This is a genomic window from Nitrospirillum iridis (genome assembly GCF_014205765.1).
In the GTDB taxonomy this organism is placed as follows: Bacteria; Pseudomonadota; Alphaproteobacteria; order Azospirillales; family Azospirillaceae; genus Nitrospirillum; species Nitrospirillum iridis.
This window is the reverse complement of the sequence record NZ_JACIIZ010000014.1, coordinates 17401-39287: the sequence shown is the minus strand read 5'-3', so window position 1 is coordinate 39287 and position 21887 is coordinate 17401. Positions and strand designations below refer to the sequence as shown.

The window sequence follows — 21887 nt, the reverse complement described above, 5'->3', positions numbered from 1 at the left end:
TCAGAAGGCCGGCATCTCGAACGGCTCCAGCCCCGCCAGGCGCATGCGGGCGGGGCGCTCGGCCGGGCGGCGCGGGGTGATGCCCTTCACCGCCGCCGCGATGGCGCGGATGTGGGCGGGGGAGGTGCCGCAGCAGCCACCCAGGATGTTGACCAGGCCGTCGCCGGCCCAGTGGCGCAACTGCTCGGCCATTTGGTCCGGTGACTCGTCATAGCCGCCGAATTCATTGGGCAGGCCGGCATTGGGATGGGCGCTGACGAAGGTGTCGGCCACCCGGCTCAACTCCTGCGCATAGGGGCGCATCAGGTCGGCGCCCAGGGCGCAGTTCAGGCCGATGGTCAGCGGCTTCACATGGCGCAGGCTGTTCCAGAAGGCTTCCGTCGTCTGGCCGGACAGGGTGCGGCCGGAGCGGTCGGTGATGGTGCCGGAGATCATGACCGGCAGTTCCAGGCCCTTTTCCTCCAGCACCTCTTCCACGGCGAACAGGGCGGCCTTGGCGTTCAGGGTGTCGAAGATGGTCTCGACCAGCAGCATGTCCACCCCGCCGTCGATCAGGCCTTCCGTCTGGGTGCGGTAGGCCAGGCGCAATTCATCGAAGTCGACATTGCGGAAGCCGGGGTCGGTGACCACCGGGCTGATGGAGGCGGTGCGGTTGGTGGGGCCGATGGCGCCGGCGACGTAGCGCGGCTTGGACGGATCGGCATCTTCCGCCGCGTCGCCCGCCTGGCGGGCCAGGGCGGCGCCGGCCTTGTTGAACTCATAGGCCAGATCCTCCATGCCGTAGTCGGCCAGGCTGATGCTGGTGGAGTTGAAGGTGTTGGTCTCGACGATGTCGGCGCCGGCGTCGAAATACTGCTGGTGGATTTCCCGCACGATCTGCGGCTGCGTCAGATTCAGCAGGTCGTTGTTGCCGCGCACGTCGCGGTGCCAATCCTTGAACCGGTCGCCGCGATAGCCCGCCTCGTCCAGCTTGTAGCCCTGGATCATGGTGCCCATGGCGCCGTCCAGCACCAGGATGCGCTGTTTCAGCAGCTCGGGCAGAAGGGCCAAGCGTTCGGAACGGGTCAGGGCCATGATCGCGTGCTCCGCCGGCCACCGCGCCGGCACTTTGGAAGGAAACGTGCGTCACCCTAGTCATGTGGGGATACAGATGCAAACATAAAGATGTCTTTATGTGATGCGCTGGGCGCGCCCGCCGCCCGCCTTTCCGAGTGGCGCGGATTGACGCCACCGCCGCCCCATGCCTAGAAGCGGCGACGGATTGTGTCGAGGGGGACAGATGGTGCCGCAGGCGGCGGAGCAGGAGGGGCGGCAGGGCCCGACGGGGGCCGTCATCGGGCAGTGCCCGACGGTAGCCATCATTGGCGCGGGGCCCGCCGGCCTGATGGCGGCCGAGGCGCTAGCCGCCCGGGGCATCGCCGTCACGGTCTACGACGCCATGCCGTCACCGGCGCGCAAGTTCTTGATGGCCGGGCGCGGTGGCCTCAACATCACCCATTCCGAACCGCTGGACCGCTTCATCACCCGCTATGGCGGGGCCGCCCCGGTGGTGAAGCCCTGGCTCGACCGCTTCACCCCCGCCGATTTGCGCGCCTGGGTCCATGGTCTGGGCATCGAGACCTTCGTGGGCAGCAGCGGCCGGGTCTTCCCCGTGGGGCTCAAGGCCTCCCCCCTGCTGCGCGCCTGGCTGCGCCGCCTGGACGGCCTGGGCGTGACGCTAAAGGCCCGCCATCGCTGGACCGGGTGGGACGCCAACGGCGCCCTGACCTTCGAGACGCCGGCCTTTGGAAGGTCAGGGGTCCCGCTGGCGGTGGCGGCCGACGCCACCCTGCTGGCCCTGGGCGGCGCCAGCTGGCCGCGCCTGGGCTCCGACGGCGGCTGGGCGCCCCTGCTGGCGGCGAAGGGCGTGGACCTGGCGCCGTTCCGCGCCGCCAACGCTGGCTTCGACGTCGCCTGGTCCCCCACCTTCGTTGAGCGGGCGGAGGGCCAGCCGCTGAAGCGCATCGCCCTGTCCTTCGCCGGCCAGACCAGCCGGGGGGAGGCGGTGGTGACCCGCACCGGCCTGGAGGGCGGCGCCCTCTACGCCCTGGGTGCCGCCGTGCGCGAGGCCATCGCCCGCGACGGCCAGGCGGTCCTGCATATCGATCTGAAGCCCGACCTGGACCTGGGCGCCCTTATGGCGCGTCTGGCCAAGGCGCCGCCGTCCGAGAGCCTGAAGAACCGCCTGCGCAAGGCCCTGGGCCTGGAGGGTGTCATTCCCGCCCTGCTGCGCGAAGGTGCCACGCCCGCCGACTTGGCAACGCCTGCGGCGCTGGCCGCCCGCCTCAAGGCCCTGCCCATCACCCTGTCCGCCATCCGTCCCCTGGACCGCGCCATCTCCACCGCCGGCGGCATCACGCTCACCGAACTGGATGAGCACCTGATGCTGCGCCGCCTGCCGGGCGTCTTCGCCGTGGGCGAGATGCTGGATTGGGAGGCGCCCACCGGCGGCTATCTGCTGCAGGCCTGCTTCAGCGGGGCGCTGGCGGCGGCGGAGGGCGTCGCCACTTTCTTGGGATAGGCGTCAGGCCGGCCCCGACATGCGGGCCGGCCTGACGGGGGGACTCAGAACTTGGCGCGCACCCCGGCGGTGTAGCGCCGGCCGTAGTAGTAGATTTCGCGCGCCTGGGTGGGGGTGTTGCCGTAGTTGTACAGGGCGGCACCCAGCAGGTTGGTGCCTTCCAGGGTCAACGTGATGTTGTCCGTCACGGCGTAGCTGAGGCTGGCGTCCAGCGTGCCGTAGGCGTCAACATTGGTGTCCGAGCTGACCTCGTTGCCGAACCCGCTCATATAGGCGCTACGCCACGAATAGCTGAGCCGGGCGCCGAACGGGCCGTAGTCGTAGAAGCCCACCAGATTGTAGCTGTTGTTGGACAGGCCGGGCAGCTGGTCCCGGACGGTGCGGGTGCCGGTGACGAACAGGGTGGTGACGTCGGCGTGGGTGAAATTCGCCTGCAGCCCCAGCCCGTCGAAGGGGGCGGGCAGGAAGGTCATGACCTGCTGGTAGGCGAGCTCGAACCCCCGGACCTCCGCGTTGCCGCCGTTGGCCAGGGTGGTGATGCGGATATCGCCGCGCCCGGGAATGTTGATCTGGGTGTTCTTGGCGGTGATGTAGCTGTCCAGCTGCTTATAGAACACGCCGCCGGTCAGCGACGCGTCCTTGCGGAAGTACCATTCCAGCGTGGCGTCATACTGGGTCGCCATATAGGGGGACAGGTTGGGGTTGCCGCCGCTGCCTGTCGGCGCGTCGTTGGAAATGCTGAGACGGGGCGCGATGTCGCCCAGGTTCGGCCGGGTCAGCACCCGGGCCACGCTGAAGCGCGAGACCAGATCGTCGGTCAGGTCGGCCTTCAGGTTCATGCTGGGCAGCAGGTCGGTGTAGTTCTTCTCGTAGCGCACGGGCGTCGCGGTGACGCCGTTGGTGGCGTAGCCGCTGGAAACCTGCTTGGTGTCCACCACCCGCAGGCCGGCGTTGCCGCTGAGCGGAATGCCGGCCAAGTCGGCTTTCATGTTCAGGCGGCCGTAGCCCGCCGTCGTCTCCTCCGTCACCTTGAAGCCGTTGGCGAGGTCGGCGGCGGTCAACGGCGCGTTCAGCAGCGAATTGTCGAAGTAGTTGGCGAAGAAGGCGCGACCGTTCGGCACCAGCCAGGTGCGCGGGAAATTGCCGCTGAAGCCGCTCATGAAGTCGGAATAGGGGAAGGACTGGAACAGCGAGGAGGGGAAGGCCCCGCCGGCCACACCCTTGACCCCCGCTTCGCTCACCAGGTCGCGGCGGAAATAGTCGCGCTCCCGCTCCCGGTATTCACCGCCCAGCACCAGGCTGGACAGGGGGCCGATGTTCAGGTCCCGGGTGATGTCCAGCCGTCCGCCCCAATCGTAGTCCTTGCTGTCCTCATCCCGGTATTCCAGGCGGCGGCCGACATAGCTGCCGGGGCTGTTGAGGTTGACCGGGGTGATCAGGTCATAGGCGGCCTCATACCCCCGGGTGAAATCCATCGTCAGCGGCAGGTAGGTCTGCAGACGGGTGCGGTGGATGGGGTCGTCGGTGACGCTGTGGGCGGAGGAATAGGAGAAGTCGCCGTCCACGGTCCAGGGGCCGTCGGTCCACTTCTGGTTCAGGCCGGCGACGAACAGGTCGTGGCGCTGGCCGGAGGTCTCGCGGGAGGCCATGGTGAAGACGTTGTTCAAGGTGCCGCGCACCATGGTGCCGTCACTGACGGTGAAGGTGCCGGCCGCCGGCTTCACTGCGCTGTCGCCCGGATAAAAGTCGATGCCGTATTCGTCGTAATTGTCCTTCAGGCGGGAAAACAGCAGGTCGACATTGGTTTCCCAATGCTCGTTGGGCTGCCACTGCACGGCGCCGTCCACCGTGTAGCGGCGGCGATCCTCCTGCTCGATGGTGGGGCGGATGCGGGTGGGGGTCCAGGTGTCGCCGCCGAAATAGGGATCCCAGGCCTTGGTGATCTGCCAGCCCGTGCTGTATTCGCGGTCCTGTCGCACCGACCGCTCCATGTAGGAGGCGGCCAGCAACACGCCCAGATCCCGGTTGGCGTTCACCCACGAGGCGATGCCGGACACGGACGGGTCGACCCGGTCACGCAGGTCGGAATAGCTGCCCTGGGCGTTGACGCTGGCGGTGGTTCCCAGGTCGAAGGGATGGAAGGTCAGGACGTTGATGTTGCCGCCGATGGCGCCCTCGTTCATGTCGGCGGTGGGCGACTTTTGGACGTCGATGCGCGATACCAGCTCGGACGGCAGGACGTCATAGCGGAACTGCCGGCCGTTCACGCCGCCGTTTTCCACGTTCTCGTTCACCGCGATGCTGCGGCCGTTCAGCTGCGTGGTCTGGAAGTTGGACGCGAAGCCCCGGACGGCGATGTCCAGGCCCTCGCTGCGGCTGCGGGTCATGGTGATGCCGGTGACCAGTTGCAGCGCCTCCGCCACGTTCTGGTTGGGGAACTTGCCGATGTCCTCGGCCGAGACCGAATCGACCACCTGTTCGGCCTGGCGCTTCACCTCACTGGCCGTTTGCAGGCTATGGCCATAGCCGGTGACGATCACTTCCTGGATCGGCTCCGATGACGGAGCCTCATTCGCGCGGCCAATAAGCGGCACGAGGCAAAGGACCAGTGGCACGGCAGTGCGGCGCAGCAAAATGCTCCGGAACATCGTCAATTTATCCTGTGGCGAGGAGGGGGTGCGATGCGGTGAGCTGATAGCAATCCCCGGCACAGTTATTATTTAAAAATGATTAAATAATTGCGACCTTCGCAGTTATGTGCCGATCCGGCAATGCCGCCCTGGCGCCGGTCACCTGGGGCGGCGGTGCGGCTCCCTGGTGCGTCCCGGGTCTAAAAGGGCCAAAATGGACCTACCGCACCGGCACCGGTATGGCCGCCGTCGATTTCACCTCCTCCATCACCATATAGGTGTGGGTCTGGGCCACGCCCTGGATGCTGGACAGCTTGTCGCCCAGGAAGGCGCGGTAGGCCGCCATGTCGGCCACCCGTACTTTGATCAGGTAGTCGAAGCCCCCGGCCACCATGTGGCATTCCTGGATCTCGTCCATGCGCGCCACGGCGTCGGCGAACAGTTGGAAGACGTCGGGGCTGGTGCGGTCCAGCCGCACCTCGATGAAGGCCATGAGGCTGCGGCCCAGCCGTTCCGGGTCCAGCCGCGCCGCGTAGCCCTGGATATAGCCGTCGCGTTCCAGGCGCCGCACCCGCTCCAGGCAGGGCGTGGGGGACAGGTTCACGCGGCGTGACAGCTCCACGTTCGACAGGCGCCCATCCTCTTGCAGGATGCGCAGGATGTTCAGGTCGATGCGGTCCAACTGGTCGGCGGTTTGGCGGGTCATATTTTCATCGTCCGAAGGGCGTCAACACCAGATGATATACTGAAAAAAGGCGCAAATCGGCGGGAAATATGCCGGTGATGTCGCCATAATCCGCGACATCAACCGCCCACCCCAGCGCTAGGCAGCATCATGTCCCAGGCGACCGCCCCGTCTCCCGCGTTCCCCGATCTCGACGGCCCGCGCGCCGCCCTGCGCCGGGCCAAGCACCTGGATGAGGATATGGCGGTGCGGGGCCTGCTGGCCGCCCACGGCCTGACGGCGGAGGAGCGCCGGGCCATCGACGCCCGGGCGGTCGGGGTGGTGGAGGCGGCCCGCGCCCGCCGGTCCGAGCTGGGTCCCCTGGACGCCTTCATGCAGGAATTCGGCCTGTCCAACCAGGAGGGCATCGCCCTCATGTGCATCGCCGAATGCCTGCTGCGCATCGCCGATCCGGCCACGGCCGACCGGCTGATCGCGGAAAAGATCACCAAGGGCCAGTGGGACCAGCATCTGGGCCAGTCCGACAGCGCCTTCGTCAACGCCGCCGCCTGGGGCCTGATGCTGACCGGCCGGGTCGTGGAGGTCGACACGAGCAAGCAGGGCGACGCCCCCGGCCTGTTGCGCCGCCTCATTCAGCGCTCTGGCGAGCCCGTCATCCGCGCCGCCATGATGAAGGCCATGCGCGTCATGGGCGAACATTTCGTCATGGGCCGCACCATCGCCGAGGCGGTGGGCGAGGCGCGGAAGGCGAAGCCCGAGGGCACCGTCCATTCCTATGACATGCTGGGCGAGGGTGCCCGCACCTGGGAACAGGCGGATCGCTACCAGGCCTCCTACCTCAACGCCATCGACACGGTGGGCAAGGCCGCCGGCGGCCGTGGGCCTTATGCCGCGCCCGGCGTGTCCATCAAGCTGTCGGCCCTGCACCCGCGCTATGTTTTCGCCAAGCGCGCCGACGTCATGGCCCAGCTGCTGCCCCGGGTGAAGGACCTGTCCCTGGCCGCCAAGCGCTGGGACATCAACCTGACCATCGATGCCGAGGAGGCCGACCGCCTGGACATCTCGCTGGACCTGCTGGAAGGCCTGGCGCGGGACCCGGACCTGGCCGGCTGGAACGGCCTGGGCCTGGCCATCCAGGCTTATCAGAAGCGCACCGTGCATCTGGTCGACTGGCTGGCGGCGCTGGCCCGCTCCGCCGGGCGCCGGCTGATGGTGCGCCTGGTCAAGGGCGCCTACTGGGATACGGAGATCAAGTTCTCCCAGACCCAGGGCCACGCCGACTATCCCGTCTACACCAAGAAGGCGGCGACGGACCTCAGCTACCTGGTGTGCGCGCGGCGGATGCTGGCGGCCAAGGACGCCATCTATCCGCAGTTCGCCACCCACAACGCCTACACCATTGCCGCCATCCTGCACCTGGCGGGCGACAACCGCGATTTGGAGTTCCAGCGCTTGCACGGCATGGGCGACCTGCTCTACGCCGCCGCCCGTGACCGTCTGAAGAACGTGCCGCGCGTGCGCATCTATGCGCCGGTCGGCACGCATGAGGACCTGCTGCCCTATCTCGTCCGCCGTCTGCTGGAGAACGGCGCCAACAGCAACTTCGTCAACGCCTACATGGACCCGGACATCCCCGTGGGCCAGGTGGTTGCCGACCCGATCGCCCTTCTGGAGGCTTTGCCTGTGCTGCGCCATGCCGGTATCCCCACCCCCGACAAGCTCTATGGTGACGACCGCACCAACTCCCGCGGTGTCGACCTGACGGACGAGGCCACGGTGCGCAGCTTGCGCGCTGGCATCGACGCCGCCCTGGCCCAGAGCTGGATATCCTGCCCCATCGTCGGCGGTGCCGATCAGGCCGGGCAGAAGGTCCGCCCGGTGCTGGACCCCTCCGACCGCACCCGCCAGGTGGGCACCACCGCCGATGCCACGCCGGCCCATATCGACCGCGCCCTGGCGCTGGCCGCCAAGGCGCAGCCCGCCTGGGACGCCCTGGGTGGCGAGGGCCGCGCCCGCATCCTGGACGCGATGGGCGACGCGCTGGAGGCCGACACCCCGGCCCTGATGGGCCTGCTGATCCGCGAGGCGGGCAAGACCTGGGGCGATGCCGTGGCCGAGGTGCGTGAGGCGGTGGACTTCTGCCGCTATTACGCCGGCCTGGCCCGCGCCCAGTTCGGTGCGCCTACCCGCCTGCCGGGCCCGACGGGCGAAAGCAACGAGCTGTCGCTGCACGGCCGCGGCACCTTCGTCTGCATCAGCCCGTGGAACTTCCCCCTGGCCATCTTCACCGGCCAGGTGGCCGCGGCGCTGGCCGCCGGCAATGCCGTGGTGGCCAAGCCGGCCGAGCAGACCACCCTGGTCGGCGCCCGCGCCGTGCGCCTGTTCCATCGCGCTGGCGTACCGGGCGACATCCTGCACCTGCTGCCCGGCGATGGAGAGACGGTGGGGGCGGCCCTGGTGGCCGACGCCCGCATCGGCGGCGTGGCCTTCACCGGATCCACCGAGACCGCGCGTCTGATCAACCGGGCGCTGGCCGCCCGCGACGGCGCCATCGTCCCGCTGATCGCCGAGACCGGCGGCCAGAACGCCATGATCGTCGACAGCACCGCCCTGCTGGAGCAGGTGGTGGACGATTGCGTCACCTCCGCTTTCCAGTCGGCGGGCCAGCGCTGCTCCGCCATGCGGGTGCTGTTCGCGCAGGATGACGTGGCCGACCAGCTGGCTCACCTGCTGAAGGGCGCCATGCAGCTGATCACCCTGGGCGATCCGCTGGATCTGGCGACCGATGTCGGCCCCATCATCGACGAGGACGCGCGGAAGATCCTGGTCGCCCATGCCGAGCGCATGGACCGCGAGGCCAAGCTGGTCCACGCCTGCCCCACGGACGGGACCCACGCCAACGGCACCTTCTTCGGCCCCCGCCTCTATGAGATCGACAGCCTGAAGCGCCTGCCGCGCGAGGTGTTCGGCCCCATCCTGCACATCGTGCGCTGGAAGGCCGACAGCCTGGACCAAGTGCTGGCCGACATCGACGCCACCGGCTATGGCCTGACCTTGGGCGTCCACAGCCGCCTTGAGGGCAGGGCGCAGGAGATCTTCCAGCGTCTGAACTGCGGCAACACCTACATCAACCGCAACATGGTGGGGGCGGTTGTGGGCGTGCAGCCCTTCGGCGGCCACGGCCTGTCCGGCACGGGCCCCAAGGCCGGTGGTCCGCACTACCTGCTGCGCTTCGCCACCGAGAAGACGCTGACCGTCAACATCACCGCCTTCGGCGGCAACGCCGATCTGTTGGGCCTGGGGGGCTAAGCCCGAGGCGACTATCGATCCACCCCGGGCGGCTCCAAGACTCGGGGGGAGTATGACCCTCAGGCAGTTGGGTTCGGAAAGGGGCGGGACCTTGTGGCGACGGGCCACGGGGGCCCGCCCCTCTTCTTTTGGGGGAAGTCACCCCGAGTCCATCCTGGCCTTTCCCCCTATGGGTGGGGTGTGTTGGCCCTGGTCCGTCAGGGACTTGCGTTGTCGGGCCGTGAAGGACATTCTGTCGCCAACGTCCGGCGGTGCATTTGGGGCAATGGCCGGCAGGGGGGTTGGAAGAGTCATGACGGAGAGTGTGGAAGCGCCGCTGGTCCTGATCGTTGAGGACGAGCCGGCGACCAGGGCCTTGCTGGCGGGGTATTTTCATCAGGCCGGCTTCATGATCGCGGAGGCGTCCAACGGCAAGCAGACGCGGGAAGCCATCGTCCGGCAGCCGCCCGATCTGGTGCTGCTCGATATCGAGCTGCCGGATGAGGATGGCTTTTCCATCGCCCGCGATATCCGCGAGATCTCCAATGTCGGCATCATCATCGTCACCCGCCGGGCCAATGAGGACGACCGCGTCTTCGGTTTGGAAACCGGTGGCGATGACTATGTGACCAAGCCGCCGAACCCGCGCGAATTGCTGGCCCGGGCGCGCAACCTGCTGCGCCGGACCCATCCCAGCAAGATGCGCCGGGCGGAAGGCACGGTGCGGCGCTTCGGGGGTTGGACCATCGATCTGGCGCGCCGCCGCCTGATCGACACGCAGGGCGTGGAGGTGCGGGTGACGCGCGGTGAGTTCGAGCTGCTGGCTCTGCTGGTCCGCTCCGGCGGGCGGGTGGTCACCCGCGACCAGCTGATCGACGCGGTCAGCGGCACCGACCGCAACCCCAGTGACCGCACCATCGACGTGCTGGTCAGCCGTCTGCGCCGCAAGATGAATGACGGTGGTGTCCAGCCGCGCCTGATCCTGACGGAAAAGGGCCTGGGCTATCGCCTGGGGGCCGACGTCACCGGACCCTCGTAAAGGTCCCACGCCCCACCCGGGCGACGCCATGAACCCCACGGGCCCGATCCAGCCGGATCGGGCCCGTGCGCGTTTGGGCCGGCCTGGGTAGGGCGTATTTTCAGCCCTTGAGGCTGGCGCGGAATTCCTCCAGGGCGGCTAGGTCGCCATCGACCCGGGCCAGCAGCCGCGCCGCTTCCAGCTTGCCCTCGTCATCCCGGCCCGCGCGCAAGGCGTGTTCCGCCTTCCGGGCCTGTTGGGACAGCGCCTCCAGTCCCACGGTCTGGGCGCCGCCGCCCAGGCGGTGGATAAGCCGCTGCAGCAGGGGCAGGTCCTGCGCGTCCAGCGCGGCGCGCACCGCCGCCACGCTGGACGGGGCGTCATCCAGATACTTCTCCGCGATCTGGCGTACCAGCTCCACGCCCAGGTCGTTGATGTGGCTGGTCAGCGCGCCGCGGTCCAGGACGGGCGTCGTGTCGGGTTGCCAGCTGTCGGCCTCAGGGTGGGCGGTCATGGGCGTGCTTCCGTTGTCATCTGGTGTGCCGTGTTCTTGGTCGTGCCGTCGGATGGCGAAATCCACCCGGCGCCCTTATTTTTCCACAATGCCGGGCGATTTTGGGACGGTTGTGCGTATGGTCCCCTGACGTCGCCCGAAGAGATACCCCCTTTTTGTGTCGCAATGCAGCATGCACGGGGGCCGGCGGCTAAATTGCGCATGGCAAAGCGGCGTGATTTGTACCACGCTGACCCTGGACCGCCCTCGCGGAAACGGTCGCCATGCGCGCCTTCCCCGGGGCCTTGTCCGGTTGGGTATGATCTGGAAAAAGGATAGCTTTGTGATGTTCAACGTCCGTCGGCCCCTCTTCGCCTGCGCCGTCGCGGCGGTGATGCTGACCGCGGCGGGCGCCGCCCCGGTGCACGCCGCCGATGGCGAGCCCAACAGCGCGACCATCCAGTGGGCGCAGAACATCTTGAAGGAAAAGGAACTCTATGAGGGGCGCGCCAGCTCCCGCATGGACCCTCCCACCGTCGCGGCGCTGCGGCAATACCAGAAGGCGGAGGGCCTGAAGGTTACCGGCAAGCTGGACCAGGACACCATCGCCCACATGATGGAAGGCCGCCCCGTGGACAAGACGGTGGGCAACCTCGCCGATCCCGGCAGCCGCGCCCGGGCCTCGCAACCGCGCCTGCGGGAGGAGGATGTGCAGCCCAAGGCCGCCCGCGCCGCCGTCGGGGTGGAGAAGGGTGCCCAAGGGGAGGAGAGCACCGTGCTGTCCGTATCGCGCACCCCCGGCGCGGCATCCGCGCCGGTCGCGCCCACGGGTGGATCGGCCGACCTGCCGCCGCCCTCGGTGACGCAGCGTCCCGGCGGTGCCGCCGCCCCGGCGGCCCCCCGCCAGGATTCCGGCGAGGGCACCACCGGTGCCGGCCGCATCGCGGTTGAAACCCAATCCACCGGCGACACGCCCGCCGCGCCGATGGAAATCACCGCGCCCGACTGGGCGCGCAACGCCCTGATGGGCTTCATCGCCGCCCTGCTGCTGATGATGGGCGGCATCTGGTGGTGGAGTGGCCGCCGGCCCAGCCGCAAGGCGCCCAAGCGGGGCCGTCCGGCGGACGCCCGCCGCGAACCGTCCCTGGGGGGGGAGGACGCGCGCCTGCCCGATGGCCGGGTCATGCCCCGCCTGGGGGAGCCCGCCCGTTCCACCCGTTCGCCGGGACTGCGCGTGGGCCGCTGAAACAGGGGCCCCCCAACGGCGCGGCGCCCCGCCGTCGCCGCCCTTCGGTACGCGGCCCCGCGTGCGACGGGACATCGTGCGACAGGACATTACGCGTCGGGGTGTCCTGGGTTCGCCAAAGCTGCGCCGCGCAATAAAACAACGAAATCGACCGGGCCGGGACGCGCCCCTAAGCTGCGTCCCGCAGACAGTTCCGCCCCCATCGCTTGTGGAGAAGGGCTGGATCGCTGGCCCGGCGCGTCTTTGGAAGGCGCGGGGGCCCCAGGCAGGAGAGTGCCCCCATGCTGTTCGACGCTCCGGATTTCGACAATCACGAGCTGGTCCTGTTCGGCCGTGACCCGGAGAGTGGCCTGAAGGCCATCATCGCCGTCCACGACACCACGATGGGGCCCGCCTGCGGCGGCTGCCGCATGTGGCCGTATGCCACCGAGGCGGACGCGGTCAAGGATGTGCTGCGCCTGTCGCGGGGCATGAGCTACAAGAACGTCATGGCGGGCTTGCCGCTGGGCGGGGGCAAGTCGGTGCTGATCGGCGATCCCAAGACCGCCAAGTCGGAGGGGCTGTTCCGCGCCTTCGGCCGCATGGTGGAAAGCCTGGGTGGGCGCTACATCGCCGCCGAGGACGTCGGCATCACCGTGGCCGATGTCCAGGTCATGGGGCGGGAGACCAAGCATGTCGCCGGCTTGAACCATGGTGCCGCCGCCAGCGGCGACCCGTCGCCCTTCACCGCCTATGGTGTCTATCTGGGCATCAAGGCGGCGGTGCGGCATCGCCTGGGCACCGACAGCCTGAAGGGCGTGCGCGTCGCCGTCCAGGGCCTGGGCAACGTCGGCAGCCACCTGTGCCAGCGTCTGGCCGACGATGGCGCCATCCTGACCGTCAGCGATATCTTCGCCGACCAGGTGGCCCGCATGGTCGACCGGTTCGGCGCCACCGCTGTGGACCCGGCCCTGATCCATGCCCAGGATGTGGACGTCTTCGCCCCCTGCGCCCTGGGCGGCGTCCTGAACGACCAGTCCCTGGCCCAACTGAAGGCCAAGGTGGTGGCCGGCGGCGCCAACAACCAGCTGGCGGTGGACGCCGTGGGCCGGCAACTGCGCGCCCTGGGTGTGCTGTACGCTCCCGACTATGTCATCAACGGGGGCGGCATCATCAACGTCGCGGGCGAGGTCGGCGGCGCCTACAGCAAGGACGCCATCCTGGCGAAGGTGGAGGCCATAGGCGGCACCTTGACGGATATCTTCCGTCGCGCCGACGCTGAGGACCGCCCCACCAACGAGGTGGCCGACCAGATGGCGCGGGAGCGTCTGGCGGGCGGACGGGCCGTCGGCATGGCCAGGGTGGCCTGAGGCTTCGCTTGCGGTCCTGGCTACGGTCCTGATTGACCCGTGTGACGGGCAAGGCCGGCGTGCCCTTTGGGGCGGCGCTGGCCTTATACCATCGGCATTTGATCGTGGCCGGTCAAATGCCCCCTCAAACGCCGGGCGCCGCCATCCGGCGGCTTGGCTGATCCTCGATTTCCAGTCCGCCTTCAGCTCCCCGCAAATCTCCGGCGCCCGCAGTCGCGGGCTACAGCGGCATGAGTCAAAACCTCATGCCGCTGGCCCTATTCGTTGTGAATGCGTGCGGCATGATCCTTACGGTGGGGTGACTTGGCCTTGGCCCGGCCTATATGATGCGCCCGACCGCCAGGCGGGCGGCGTAGTCGAGGGGACGGGGCATGCAGGAGCTGCGCGCGATCAGCTTCACCGAGCGGGAGCTGATGACGGCGATCGTGGAGTTCACGGGCCGGCTCAACCGCCCGCTGCCCGTGGGCACGGTCAAGGATCCGATCATCGTCGAGGGGCCGCCCATCATCGTCCAACTGCCGATCGAGGACGACTACGGCAAGATGCACGAGGCCAGCTTCGCCGAGATGGAAGTGGCGGCGGCCCTGGTCAACTACTGCATGGCGCGGAAGATCCGTCTGCCGGCCAAGGCGGAGAAGGTGCTGCAGGTCATTTCCGGCGCCGCCACCCTGGTCATTTGGCTGGGGGAGCAGGAGGTGGTTGTGGCCAAGCGCAAATCCACCGTCCGCACCCGATGACCGGGCGTGACGCCCCGGCGTCACAATCTGTCACGCGCCCTGATCATGGCTGGGTCGCGGCGCTGTTGACTTGCGCATACAATTCCGGCACTCCCTAGCCCATCCTGTCGGGGGAGAGGGCGCGCGCTTCAGGGTCCAATTCCCGACCAGTGGTAATTTAACCGGTAACACCAGGACCTTTTGCCATGACCGACGCCGCCGCCGCCAAAGATGCCGGCCAGATGCCCCCCTTCTACCGGGAGCCCGTTCCCGTTGATCTCAGCCGTCACCGGGATTGGAAGCTGAAGCAGCAGCGTACGTTCTCCTATGCCGCCAATGCCAACGCCATTCCGATTGTCGGTGAAGAGTTCATCTCGCTGAACGGCCACTATCCGATCGTCTTCACCATTGGCAACAACCCGGCCGCCGTGGTGCTGACGGGCGTGCGCCCGGATGAGAACCTGTTCGTGGACGCCGAAGGCAACTGGCGCAAGAACACGCCGATTCCGGCCTATGTCCGCCGCTATCCCTTCCTGATGATGGAAACCCCGGACCGCGAGCGGTTGGTGCTGTGCCTGGAAGAGGACACCAACCTGGTGGGTCCCGATGGCGACGTCCCGCTGTTCGAGGGTGAGAAGGCCGGCCCCGCCGGCAACGACGCCCTGAACTTCTGCGCGACCTTCAACCAGTCCGCCGTCGCGACCAGCGCCTTCTGCAAGGAGCTGTTCGACCGCGGGATGCTGACCGAGCAGCGCCTGGACCTGACGCTGTCGCACGACAACAGCCGCATGACCTTGACCGGCTTCACCATCATCGATGAGAAGAAGTTCAACGAGCTGCCCGACGACGTGTTCCTGGATTGGCGCAAGCGCGGCTATCTGGGCCTGGTCTACGCCCACTTCATCTCGCTGTCCCGCTGGAACATCCTGGCGGAACTGGCGTCTGAGCGGGTGCTGGCCACCAAGGCCTGAGCCGGCATCAGCCAGCAGATAGTGGAAGGGCGCCGACGGGGAACCGCCGGCGCCTTTTTCGTTGCCCCATTTGGCCCCACTGGGCCCCCAAAGGGGGGCACTGCCCTCCCCGGGGGGACGGCGGATGCTCAAGCGGCGCCGGGATGTTCAGCGGCGGGGCAGCAGGGTCACGCGCAGGCCATCCAGGTCCGCCTTGAAGTCCACCTGGCAGGACAGGCGGGACCGGCCCGGCTGATAGGTGGGCTCCTCCTCCAGCAGCGCCAGTTCATCCAGGCCGGGCTGGGGCAGGCGGGCGGCCCAGTCGGGATCCAGCCAGACGTGGCATGTGGCGCAGGCGCAGGAACCGCCGCAGTCGGCGTCCAGCGGCAGGTCGTGATCGCACAGGTTTTCCATCAGGGACGCTTTCACATCCCCGTCGATGATGTGCTCCGCGCCATCGGCATCGATAACGTGGATGGTGGGCATGGGTCGATTTCCTTTTGGCGGCGAAAGGGTGGGCGAAGGAACCTGTTCCCCGGCAGATGCCGGATGGAATGGCACCTCGCGTCGGTTGGGAAACCATCGGCAGGTGATAGTGAAATCCGGGGACCCGCGCGAGGCGAAAATCGGCAGGCCCATCCCGAAAAACCGTCGTGACTAGGGTCGTGCCCCCCTGTCAAGCGCTCCGGGCTCGGTTATATTGGGGCTTATCCACGGACGAGGATCTGCCGCGCTCGCCGCCGGCCGGACCATCCGGGCATCTCTGACCGGGATTGCGCATGAACTTGGAAATCCGCACTTTCTCCATCCGCGACGCCTCGCATGAGGAGGATGAGACCCGCCTGGCCTCATTCCTGCGCACGGTGGAGGTCTCACGCATCGACACCGCCTATGCCGAAGGGGCCTGGCGTGTGCTGGTGCAGTACCGCGACCTGCGCCGCAAGGAAGAAACCGCCCAGATCGAATCGGCCATCATATCCGCCATCAACGGCTGGCGGACTGAGGTCGCCAAGTCCCTGGGCGTGGATAAGGAGGAGATCCTGTCCAACGTGGTGGTGGCGGAAATCGCCCGCTATGCCCCCACGACGGAGATCGAGTTGTCGGTCATCAGCGGCGCCGCGGGTTTCGACGTGTCCGGCCGCGGCGGACAGATCGTTCAGATCGTGCGCCAGACCATGGAAGACCTGACCAATTGAGGGGGCTGCTGCTCGCCGCCTGTCTCATCGCGGCCGGACTGGCGTCCGGTGCGGCCCGTGCCGATGAGGTGGGGTCGTTCAGCAATGACTGGACGGGCAATGAGCTGTCGGTGGAGGCCGTGCCCGATCCCGACATCCAGGGCGTGACCTGCCACATCGTCAGCTTTTCGCGCAGCGTCATCGACCGGCTGCGCAAGGGCAACTGGTTCGAGGATCCATCCAACACCTCGATCGCCTGCCGTCAGACCGGCCCCATCGTCATCGGCAAGATCGACACCTCCCGCCATGGGGAGGAGGTCTTCTCCGAACGTAAAAGCCTGATCTTCAAATCCATCGCCGTGCGGCGAATCTATGATCGCGCCAACGACACGCTGATCTACGTAGTCTACAGCCGGCAGGTGAAGGACGCGTCCGCCAAGATGGCCATTTCCACGGTGCCGCTGTTCTCCGCAAACCCTACCTGGACCAAGGGGCGCCCAGACCGTTAACTTCCTGTTCAAATGGATGAAAAAGCGAAAGTCTCATCCAGGCGATATACATCATTCGGTTGACTAGCTGATTGCGTGGCGTCACCCTTTGGTCAGCATCCATACATCGGTGGTGCGTTCGGCTTAGCGGCGGGGCTGCCGGCAGGCCGGGTTATTGGCCTTCGCGGGCGGGGATGGGCTTCCCCGCCCAGCGGGTGCTATTGCCGGTTGGGGCGGATGATGGTCTTGGGATTGCTAAAGGACAGGGCTGGCAAAGAGCCGCCGCCGCGATTGAGCGAGCCGCGCGGCCTTTCCTTTGAGGTGCAGTACCTTAAGGACGATCACTGGCTGACCGAACAGGTCTGCCGCAAGGAGGAGGACGCCCGCGCCCTGGCGGCGCGCATCCTGCCCACCCGCCCCGGTGTGCGTATCATCCGGGAATTCGCTCGGCCCGGCCGTGGGGGCGAGACCGTCGACACCATCATTTACACCGAATACCGGCAGGAGCCGAAGCGGGCCATCGCGCCCGTCCCGGTGGAAGAGGCGCACTATTGCCGGGTGCAGCGGGAATTCCTGTCGTTTGACAGCCGGGTGCTGATCTCCCGCGTGCTGCGCCAGTATCTGGATGAAAAGGGCGTCACCGCGTCCGAACTGCTGCACAACGCCAACGAGGCCAAGCGCGTCCTGAATTTCGAGGCGCTGGTCCCCAACGCCGTCACCCGCATCGCCTCCCTGCAAAGCAAGGAGACGGGGGAGGACAGCCGCGCCCGGCGCGATGTCATCCTGGCGGTGCTGGAGGAATTGCGCCAACGCGCCGAACGGGCGGTGGCCAACCGCGTGCTGCCCTATCCCAAGGAAATCGGCTTCGCCGCCACCATGCGCCAGGTGGATGAGATCACGGCCGCCACCGCCCAAGCCAGTCCGGAGACGGCGGCGGAAGAGGCGGCCTACCTGGGCAAGGTCATCGTCTGCCGTGATCTGGTGAACATCCGGGGCTTGCTGGGCAAGGCCGAATGGTTGATGGATCTGGCGTCTGATGACACCCTGCCGGCGGACGATGCGGCTTTGCTCGATCAACTGCTGGCCGATGTGCTGGGCGCGCCGGACATGGTGCGCGACATGCTGGGCCGCCAGCCGGATCTGGTCACGGCGCTGAACCGCATGATCGACCTGGTGGGCGGAGCCTTCGAGCCGCAGCCGGCCGAGATGTCGCCCCCCTGCACGGCGGCCATCAGCCGTTGGGTGGCGGGCCCCCATGGGAATGAGACGCGCGCCGTGTTGCTGGACTTTCTGCGCCGCCAGGTACGGGGCACCCAGCGCCTGTCACATGGCGAGGTGCCGCAGCAAATCGGCAAATACCGCGCCTTGGTGAACCGGCTGATGCGGCCCGATGGCCTGTTGGGCGGCCCCGGCATGGCCGAGGCCGTGCTGATGGGCTACCACCGCTTTGTCGAGCAGGGCGGGGCGGAGGGGCGTCGTCTGGCGCTGGACGCGGTGCTGCAACTGCTGCCCACCGGGGCGGAACGGCTGGTCTATCTTGCCAGCCTGGCCCGCTCGGATGTGGGCGCCAAGGACGCCGCCGCCATCGCCGCCCAGTCCATGGAAATCGCCAACCGCGCCGACAACCTGAACGACCTGGTGGACCGCGCCCTGCCGCTGAAGCCGAAGATGGAGGCCAGCGCCGCCCTCTACCGCTTGCTGACGGAAGGCCCGGCGTTGCCGGACGACCTGGGCGACCGGCTGGGCAGCCGGCTGGATGATCTGGTCGCCGCCTATATCGTGGACGGCCGGGTGATCGAGCGGTTGGACGATCCCGTCGCCACGCTGCGGGTGCGCGCCACCCGCCTGGTCCAGTTCGCGGCGGCCGAGGTGCTGGCCAGTCCGAAGGCGCGGCGCATCGTGCGCGACCAGATCATCAGCCATCTGCGCCAGCCCAATTTCGACATCAAGTTTGTCGAGGGGCTGACCACCGAGGCGGAGAAGGCGGCGGTCCTGCGCAATTTCTATGACCTGCTGAACCGCGCGCAGTTCATGAGCTGAGGCTGTCCGTGGCCGCGCGATGCGGCCGGCAGCGCCATCACCCGATGCGTCCCAGCCGTACGGTGGTCTGTCCCCGTCGTGGCGCGCGCGTGGGCATCACCAGCACGCAATCGTCGTAGGGCGTCTCGATGGCGCGCTTGCCGTCCAGCGCCAGCAGGGTGCCGGCGCTGGCGACCCTCTCCAGTCCCTGGAACGGCCGCACGAAGGTGAACTCATCCGTTTCCGCCTGGATGAGATGGGTCACGTCCACCACCACCGGCGCGGCCGGGGGCGTGACGGGGGCGTTGATCTCCGCCAGCAGGGTGCGGGCGGTGGCGGCATCCAGGGTCTCCGAGAGCGCCAGGAAGCGGATCAGCCCGCGCCAGGCTTGGGTGCCGGCGGTCTGGACCGTGTGCTGGCCGCATTCCATCAGGATGGCGGTGCCGGTGCCGTTGATGGCGGAGAAGCGGGGATGGTCGATCAGACGCATGCCGTCGGCATGGCCGTCGTCCGCCACCACCCAGCCGGGATCGGCCAGGCGCACCGCCAGGTCCCGCGCCCGGGGGGACCGTCCGCACAGGGTCAGGGCCGGGGAGGGGACCTGCATGGAATGCAGATCCAGCAGCAGGTCGGCCGTCAGGACCAGGGGGGCCAAGGCCGCGACGCGGGCCTGTTCGCGCCCCTGGGGAAAGATCGCGGATGAGGTGCCGGGCGCCCCATCAGCCCGAGCCCCCGCCCAGAGACGGTTCATGTCCCGGTCCAGATAGCGGACCGGCGGACCGGCGGGGCCGAACAGGCGGCCGCCCAGGGCGGCGTCGGGATTGGCGAACGCCAGCGTCCAGGTGCCCCGGGCCGGCCGTAGCCCCCGGCGCAGCAGCCGGTCCAGGGCGACGGCGCCGCAGGGCTCATTGCCGTGCATCAGCGCGACCACGGCCACATGGGGGCCTTCGATCTTGGCCTCGAACCGCCAGACATGGGGGACGCCCATGTTGCCGGCCCGGTGCGCGCGCAGGTCGGGCATGGCGAGAGGCGTCCCGGACCCGGACAGGCCAGGCCGGTCCCACATCAGCGGCCATCCCCGCGGCGGTCGGCGGGGACCGGCCGACCCCTTGCGTTTGTTGGAACCATGACTGCCGTGTCCTATCGGGCTGCGCATTGCGCCATATTGATAATAGTGCCGGGTCCGAAGCGTCATGGAAAGGGACGCGATGCCTCGGCCTACGCTATGGTAAACTCCCATGGCCGGCTGCGGCTAATCGGACGCGCAGCCGGCTCTTGCTGAGTCTGTCCGGGAGCGGTTCCATACGCGAAGGCGATTTCGCTTGCGCCTGATCCGCTCCAGGGCGCCTGGGTTTCGCCCGGGCGCCGCTGGTGGTTGTGAGGGTTGTATGAAATTCACCATAGATGACGTTCTGGTGCGCCACGACCCCGAAGGCACGCCCGTCCCGGTCGTCTATGACTCGCCCCACAGTGGCTCAGCCTATCCCCTGGGCTTCACGCCCCGCTGCCCGCTGATGCTGTTGCGCCAGTCCGAAGACGCGCATGTCGATGAACTGTTCGCCGGCGCGCCGGCCCTGGGCGCCACGCTGCTGCAGGCCCTGTTCCCGCGCAGCTATATCGACGTCAACCGGGCGGAGGACGATATCGACCCCGCCTGCCTGGCCGACGCCTGGCCGGGCCCCCTGAACCCGTCGGAGAAAAGCCGTCACGGCATGGGCCTGGTGCGCACGGTCAGCCGTCCGGGCGAGGCGCTGTACGCGGCCAAGCTGACGGCGCGTGAGGTGCAGGGGCGGATCGAGCGTTATTGGCGCCCCTACCACGCCCAGCTCAAGGCGGCGCTGGACGGCTTGCATGCCCGCTTCGGCCAGGTCTGGCATATCAATTGCCACTCGATGCCCACCTTGGGCACGGGCGATGCCGGGGCCGACTTCGTGCTGGGCGACCGCGATGGCGTCTGCTGCGACCCGTCCTTCAGCCGCTTCGTGGCGGCGACGCTGCGGGCCATGGGCTATCGCGTCCGCCACAATGATCCCTACAAGGGGGTGGAGTTGGTGCGCCGCTACGGCGCCCCCACCCGCGGCCGCCACAGCCTGCAGCTGGAAATCGACCGCCGCCTGTACATGGATGAGGAAACCCTGGAACGCCACGACGGCTACTGGCGCCTGTCCCACGACCTGGACAGCCTGATGCGCGCCATCCACGCCTTCGCGCTGGCGCGCGTGGGCGATCGGCGCCTGGCGGCGGAGTAGCCATTTTCAGCGGGGCCGGGCCTGCAGGCGTCTGAGGCGCCCGTTTAAGGCGTGAACTGCTCCTTCAGGATCCGCTCCTCCAGGTTCATCTCCGGATCGAACAGCAGGATGCTGGCGATGGTGCGGTCCTCACTGACTTCCACCCGCGCCACGTCGCGGATTTCAGTGAAGTCGGCGACAGCACTGACCGGGCGCTTGGCGCCTTCCAGGATGTCGAACTGCAGCTTGGCGGTATGGGGCAGCAGGGCGCCGCGCCAGCGCCGGGGACGGAAGGCGCTGATGGGGGTCAGCGCCAGGATGCCGGCGCCCAGGGGCACGATGGGGCCATGGGCCGACAGGTTGTAGGCGGTGCTGCCGGCGGGGGTGGACACCAGCGCCCCGTCGCAGGCCAGTTCCGACAGGCGCTCCACCCCGTCCACGCTGATGCGCAGCTTGGCGGCCTGGCGGGTCTCACGCAGCAGCGACACCTCGTTGAAGGCCAGCGCCTCGTGCCGGCCCTGGGCGTTGACGGCCACCATGCGCAGCGGGTTCAGCGCCACCCGCTGTGCCCGCCGCACGCGGTCGGTCAGGCCACGCGGGCTGAAGGTGTTCAGCAGAAAGCCGACGGAGCCGCGATTCATGCCGTAGACCGGTTTGCACAGCGGCAGATAGCGGTGCAGCGTTTCCAGCAGGAAGCCATCGCCGCCCAGCGCGACGATGACGTCCGCGTCTTCCGCCTGGACGGCGCGGTAGCGGTCCGACAGGGTTTGGCGCGCGGTCTCCGCCTCCGGTGTCTCGGCGGCGACGATACAGAAGGCCGGCTTGGCGGGCAGGGGTGGCGTGTCACACCGGGGTGCCGCATCCCCCACGGCAGAAGCCGGGCTCGCCGTTTCCGCCGGGATCCGGGGGGGGGGCCGCTTGGATTGATCGAGCATGGCGCTTTCATCTTGGGCCAGGGCGCGGGTGGCCGGCTGGCCAGTCCCGTTAACCGGAATGGATGGCCACCTTAACGGATTGGTCCAGGCAAAGGAATGCCGGGCAG

18 protein-coding genes are annotated in these 21887 nt (G+C 68.1%); 11 read left to right on the top strand and 7 right to left on the bottom strand.

The features are described from left to right. Entirely contained in the window at nt 1–1074 is a 1074-nt protein-coding gene (locus tag FHS74_RS22015) for a homocysteine S-methyltransferase family protein (protein WP_184805299.1), read from the bottom strand. A gap of 205 nt (nt 1075–1279) precedes the next feature. Here FHS74_RS22015 and FHS74_RS22010 point away from each other — a divergent pair, with 205 nt between their 5' ends. Beyond that, nucleotides 1280–2560: a BaiN/RdsA family NAD(P)/FAD-dependent oxidoreductase gene (locus FHS74_RS22010; RefSeq protein WP_184805297.1), complete on the top strand. Its 1281-nt coding sequence runs from the start codon at nt 1280–1282 to the stop codon at nt 2558–2560. Between the two features lie 44 nt (nt 2561–2604). Here FHS74_RS22010 and FHS74_RS22005 read toward each other — a convergent pair whose 3' ends face one another. Both FHS74_RS22005 and FHS74_RS22000 read right to left on the bottom strand, forming a co-directional pair. Further along, entirely contained in the window at nt 2605–5208 is a 2604-nt protein-coding gene (locus FHS74_RS22005) for a TonB-dependent receptor (RefSeq protein ID WP_184805293.1), read from the bottom strand. Nucleotides 5209–5410: 202 nt separating this feature from the next. After that, the gene (locus FHS74_RS22000) at nt 5411–5896 is read right to left on the bottom strand and encodes an Lrp/AsnC ligand binding domain-containing protein (protein WP_184805290.1); all 486 of its coding nucleotides are present in this window, start codon (nt 5894–5896) and stop codon (nt 5411–5413) included. Between the two features lie 129 nt (nt 5897–6025). Here FHS74_RS22000 and putA point away from each other — a divergent pair, with 129 nt between their 5' ends. Continuing rightward, nucleotides 6026–9184, top strand: coding sequence for a bifunctional proline dehydrogenase/L-glutamate gamma-semialdehyde dehydrogenase PutA (gene putA, locus FHS74_RS21995; protein ID WP_184805286.1), 3159 nt, complete (start codon nt 6026–6028; stop codon nt 9182–9184). 292 nt (nt 9185–9476) lie between these two features. Next, on the top strand, nt 9477–10202 hold the full coding sequence (locus tag FHS74_RS21990) for a response regulator transcription factor (protein ID WP_184805283.1): 726 nt from the start codon (nt 9477–9479) through the stop codon (nt 10200–10202). A gap of 100 nt (nt 10203–10302) precedes the next feature. On the opposite strand, the gene FHS74_RS21985 is transcribed toward FHS74_RS21990, so the two are convergent. Further along, nucleotides 10303–10695: an Hpt domain-containing protein gene (locus FHS74_RS21985; protein ID WP_184805281.1), complete on the bottom strand. Its 393-nt coding sequence runs from the start codon at nt 10693–10695 to the stop codon at nt 10303–10305. 325 nt (nt 10696–11020) lie between these two features. Here FHS74_RS21985 and FHS74_RS21980 point away from each other — a divergent pair, with 325 nt between their 5' ends. The 4 genes from FHS74_RS21980 (at nt 11021) to FHS74_RS21965 (ending at nt 14956) form a co-directional block, all read left to right on the top strand. Next, the gene (locus FHS74_RS21980) at nt 11021–11920 is read left to right on the top strand and encodes a peptidoglycan-binding domain-containing protein (RefSeq protein ID WP_184805278.1); all 900 of its coding nucleotides are present in this window, start codon (nt 11021–11023) and stop codon (nt 11918–11920) included. Between the two features lie 281 nt (nt 11921–12201). Next, nucleotides 12202–13269 carry a Leu/Phe/Val dehydrogenase gene (locus tag FHS74_RS21975; RefSeq protein ID WP_184805275.1) on the top strand — a complete coding sequence of 356 codons (1068 nt, stop codon included), beginning with the start codon at nt 12202–12204 and terminating at the stop codon, nt 13267–13269. Nucleotides 13270–13640: 371 nt separating this feature from the next. Then, nucleotides 13641–14006, top strand: coding sequence for a hypothetical protein (locus tag FHS74_RS21970; protein WP_184805273.1), 366 nt, complete (start codon nt 13641–13643; stop codon nt 14004–14006). Nucleotides 14007–14191: 185 nt separating this feature from the next. Beyond that, nucleotides 14192–14956, top strand: coding sequence for a SapC family protein (locus tag FHS74_RS21965; RefSeq protein ID WP_184805270.1), 765 nt, complete (start codon nt 14192–14194; stop codon nt 14954–14956). 147 nt (nt 14957–15103) lie between these two features. Here the strand turns inward: FHS74_RS21965 and FHS74_RS21960 are convergent, their stop codons facing one another. Further along, the gene (locus FHS74_RS21960; RefSeq protein WP_184805267.1) at nt 15104–15421 is read right to left on the bottom strand and encodes a 2Fe-2S iron-sulfur cluster-binding protein; all 318 of its coding nucleotides are present in this window, start codon (nt 15419–15421) and stop codon (nt 15104–15106) included. 293 nt (nt 15422–15714) lie between these two features. On the opposite strand from FHS74_RS21960, the gene FHS74_RS21955 reads away from it, so the two are divergent. From FHS74_RS21955 to FHS74_RS21945, 3 genes are all read left to right on the top strand, one after another. Then, nucleotides 15715–16131 carry an HRDC domain-containing protein gene (locus tag FHS74_RS21955; RefSeq protein WP_184805265.1) on the top strand — a complete coding sequence of 139 codons (417 nt, stop codon included), beginning with the start codon at nt 15715–15717 and terminating at the stop codon, nt 16129–16131. Continuing rightward, nucleotides 16128–16619 (top strand): CreA family protein, encoded by a 492-nt coding sequence (locus tag FHS74_RS21950; protein WP_184805256.1) that lies wholly within the window; start codon nt 16128–16130, stop codon nt 16617–16619. Before FHS74_RS21955 ends, FHS74_RS21950 begins: the two co-directional genes overlap by 4 nt. Before the next feature lie 270 nt (nt 16620–16889). Next, nucleotides 16890–18638: a hypothetical protein gene (locus tag FHS74_RS21945; RefSeq protein ID WP_246463294.1), complete on the top strand. Its 1749-nt coding sequence runs from the start codon at nt 16890–16892 to the stop codon at nt 18636–18638. Between the two features lie 37 nt (nt 18639–18675). Here the strand turns inward: FHS74_RS21945 and FHS74_RS21940 are convergent, their stop codons facing one another. Continuing rightward, complete coding sequence (locus FHS74_RS21940) at nt 18676–19638, bottom strand: M14 family metallopeptidase (RefSeq protein ID WP_184805254.1); 963 nt, start codon at nt 19636–19638, stop codon at nt 18676–18678. Nucleotides 19639–20005: 367 nt separating this feature from the next. Here FHS74_RS21940 and FHS74_RS21935 point away from each other — a divergent pair, with 367 nt between their 5' ends. Continuing rightward, nucleotides 20006–20866 carry an N-formylglutamate amidohydrolase gene (locus FHS74_RS21935; protein ID WP_184805251.1) on the top strand — a complete coding sequence of 287 codons (861 nt, stop codon included), beginning with the start codon at nt 20006–20008 and terminating at the stop codon, nt 20864–20866. Nucleotides 20867–20910: 44 nt separating this feature from the next. Here the strand turns inward: FHS74_RS21935 and FHS74_RS21930 are convergent, their stop codons facing one another. Next, a complete protein-coding gene (locus FHS74_RS21930) occupies nt 20911–21780 on the bottom strand; it encodes an NAD kinase (protein ID WP_184805246.1) in 870 nt (289 codons plus the stop codon). Nucleotides 21781–21887: the final 107 nt, after the last annotated feature.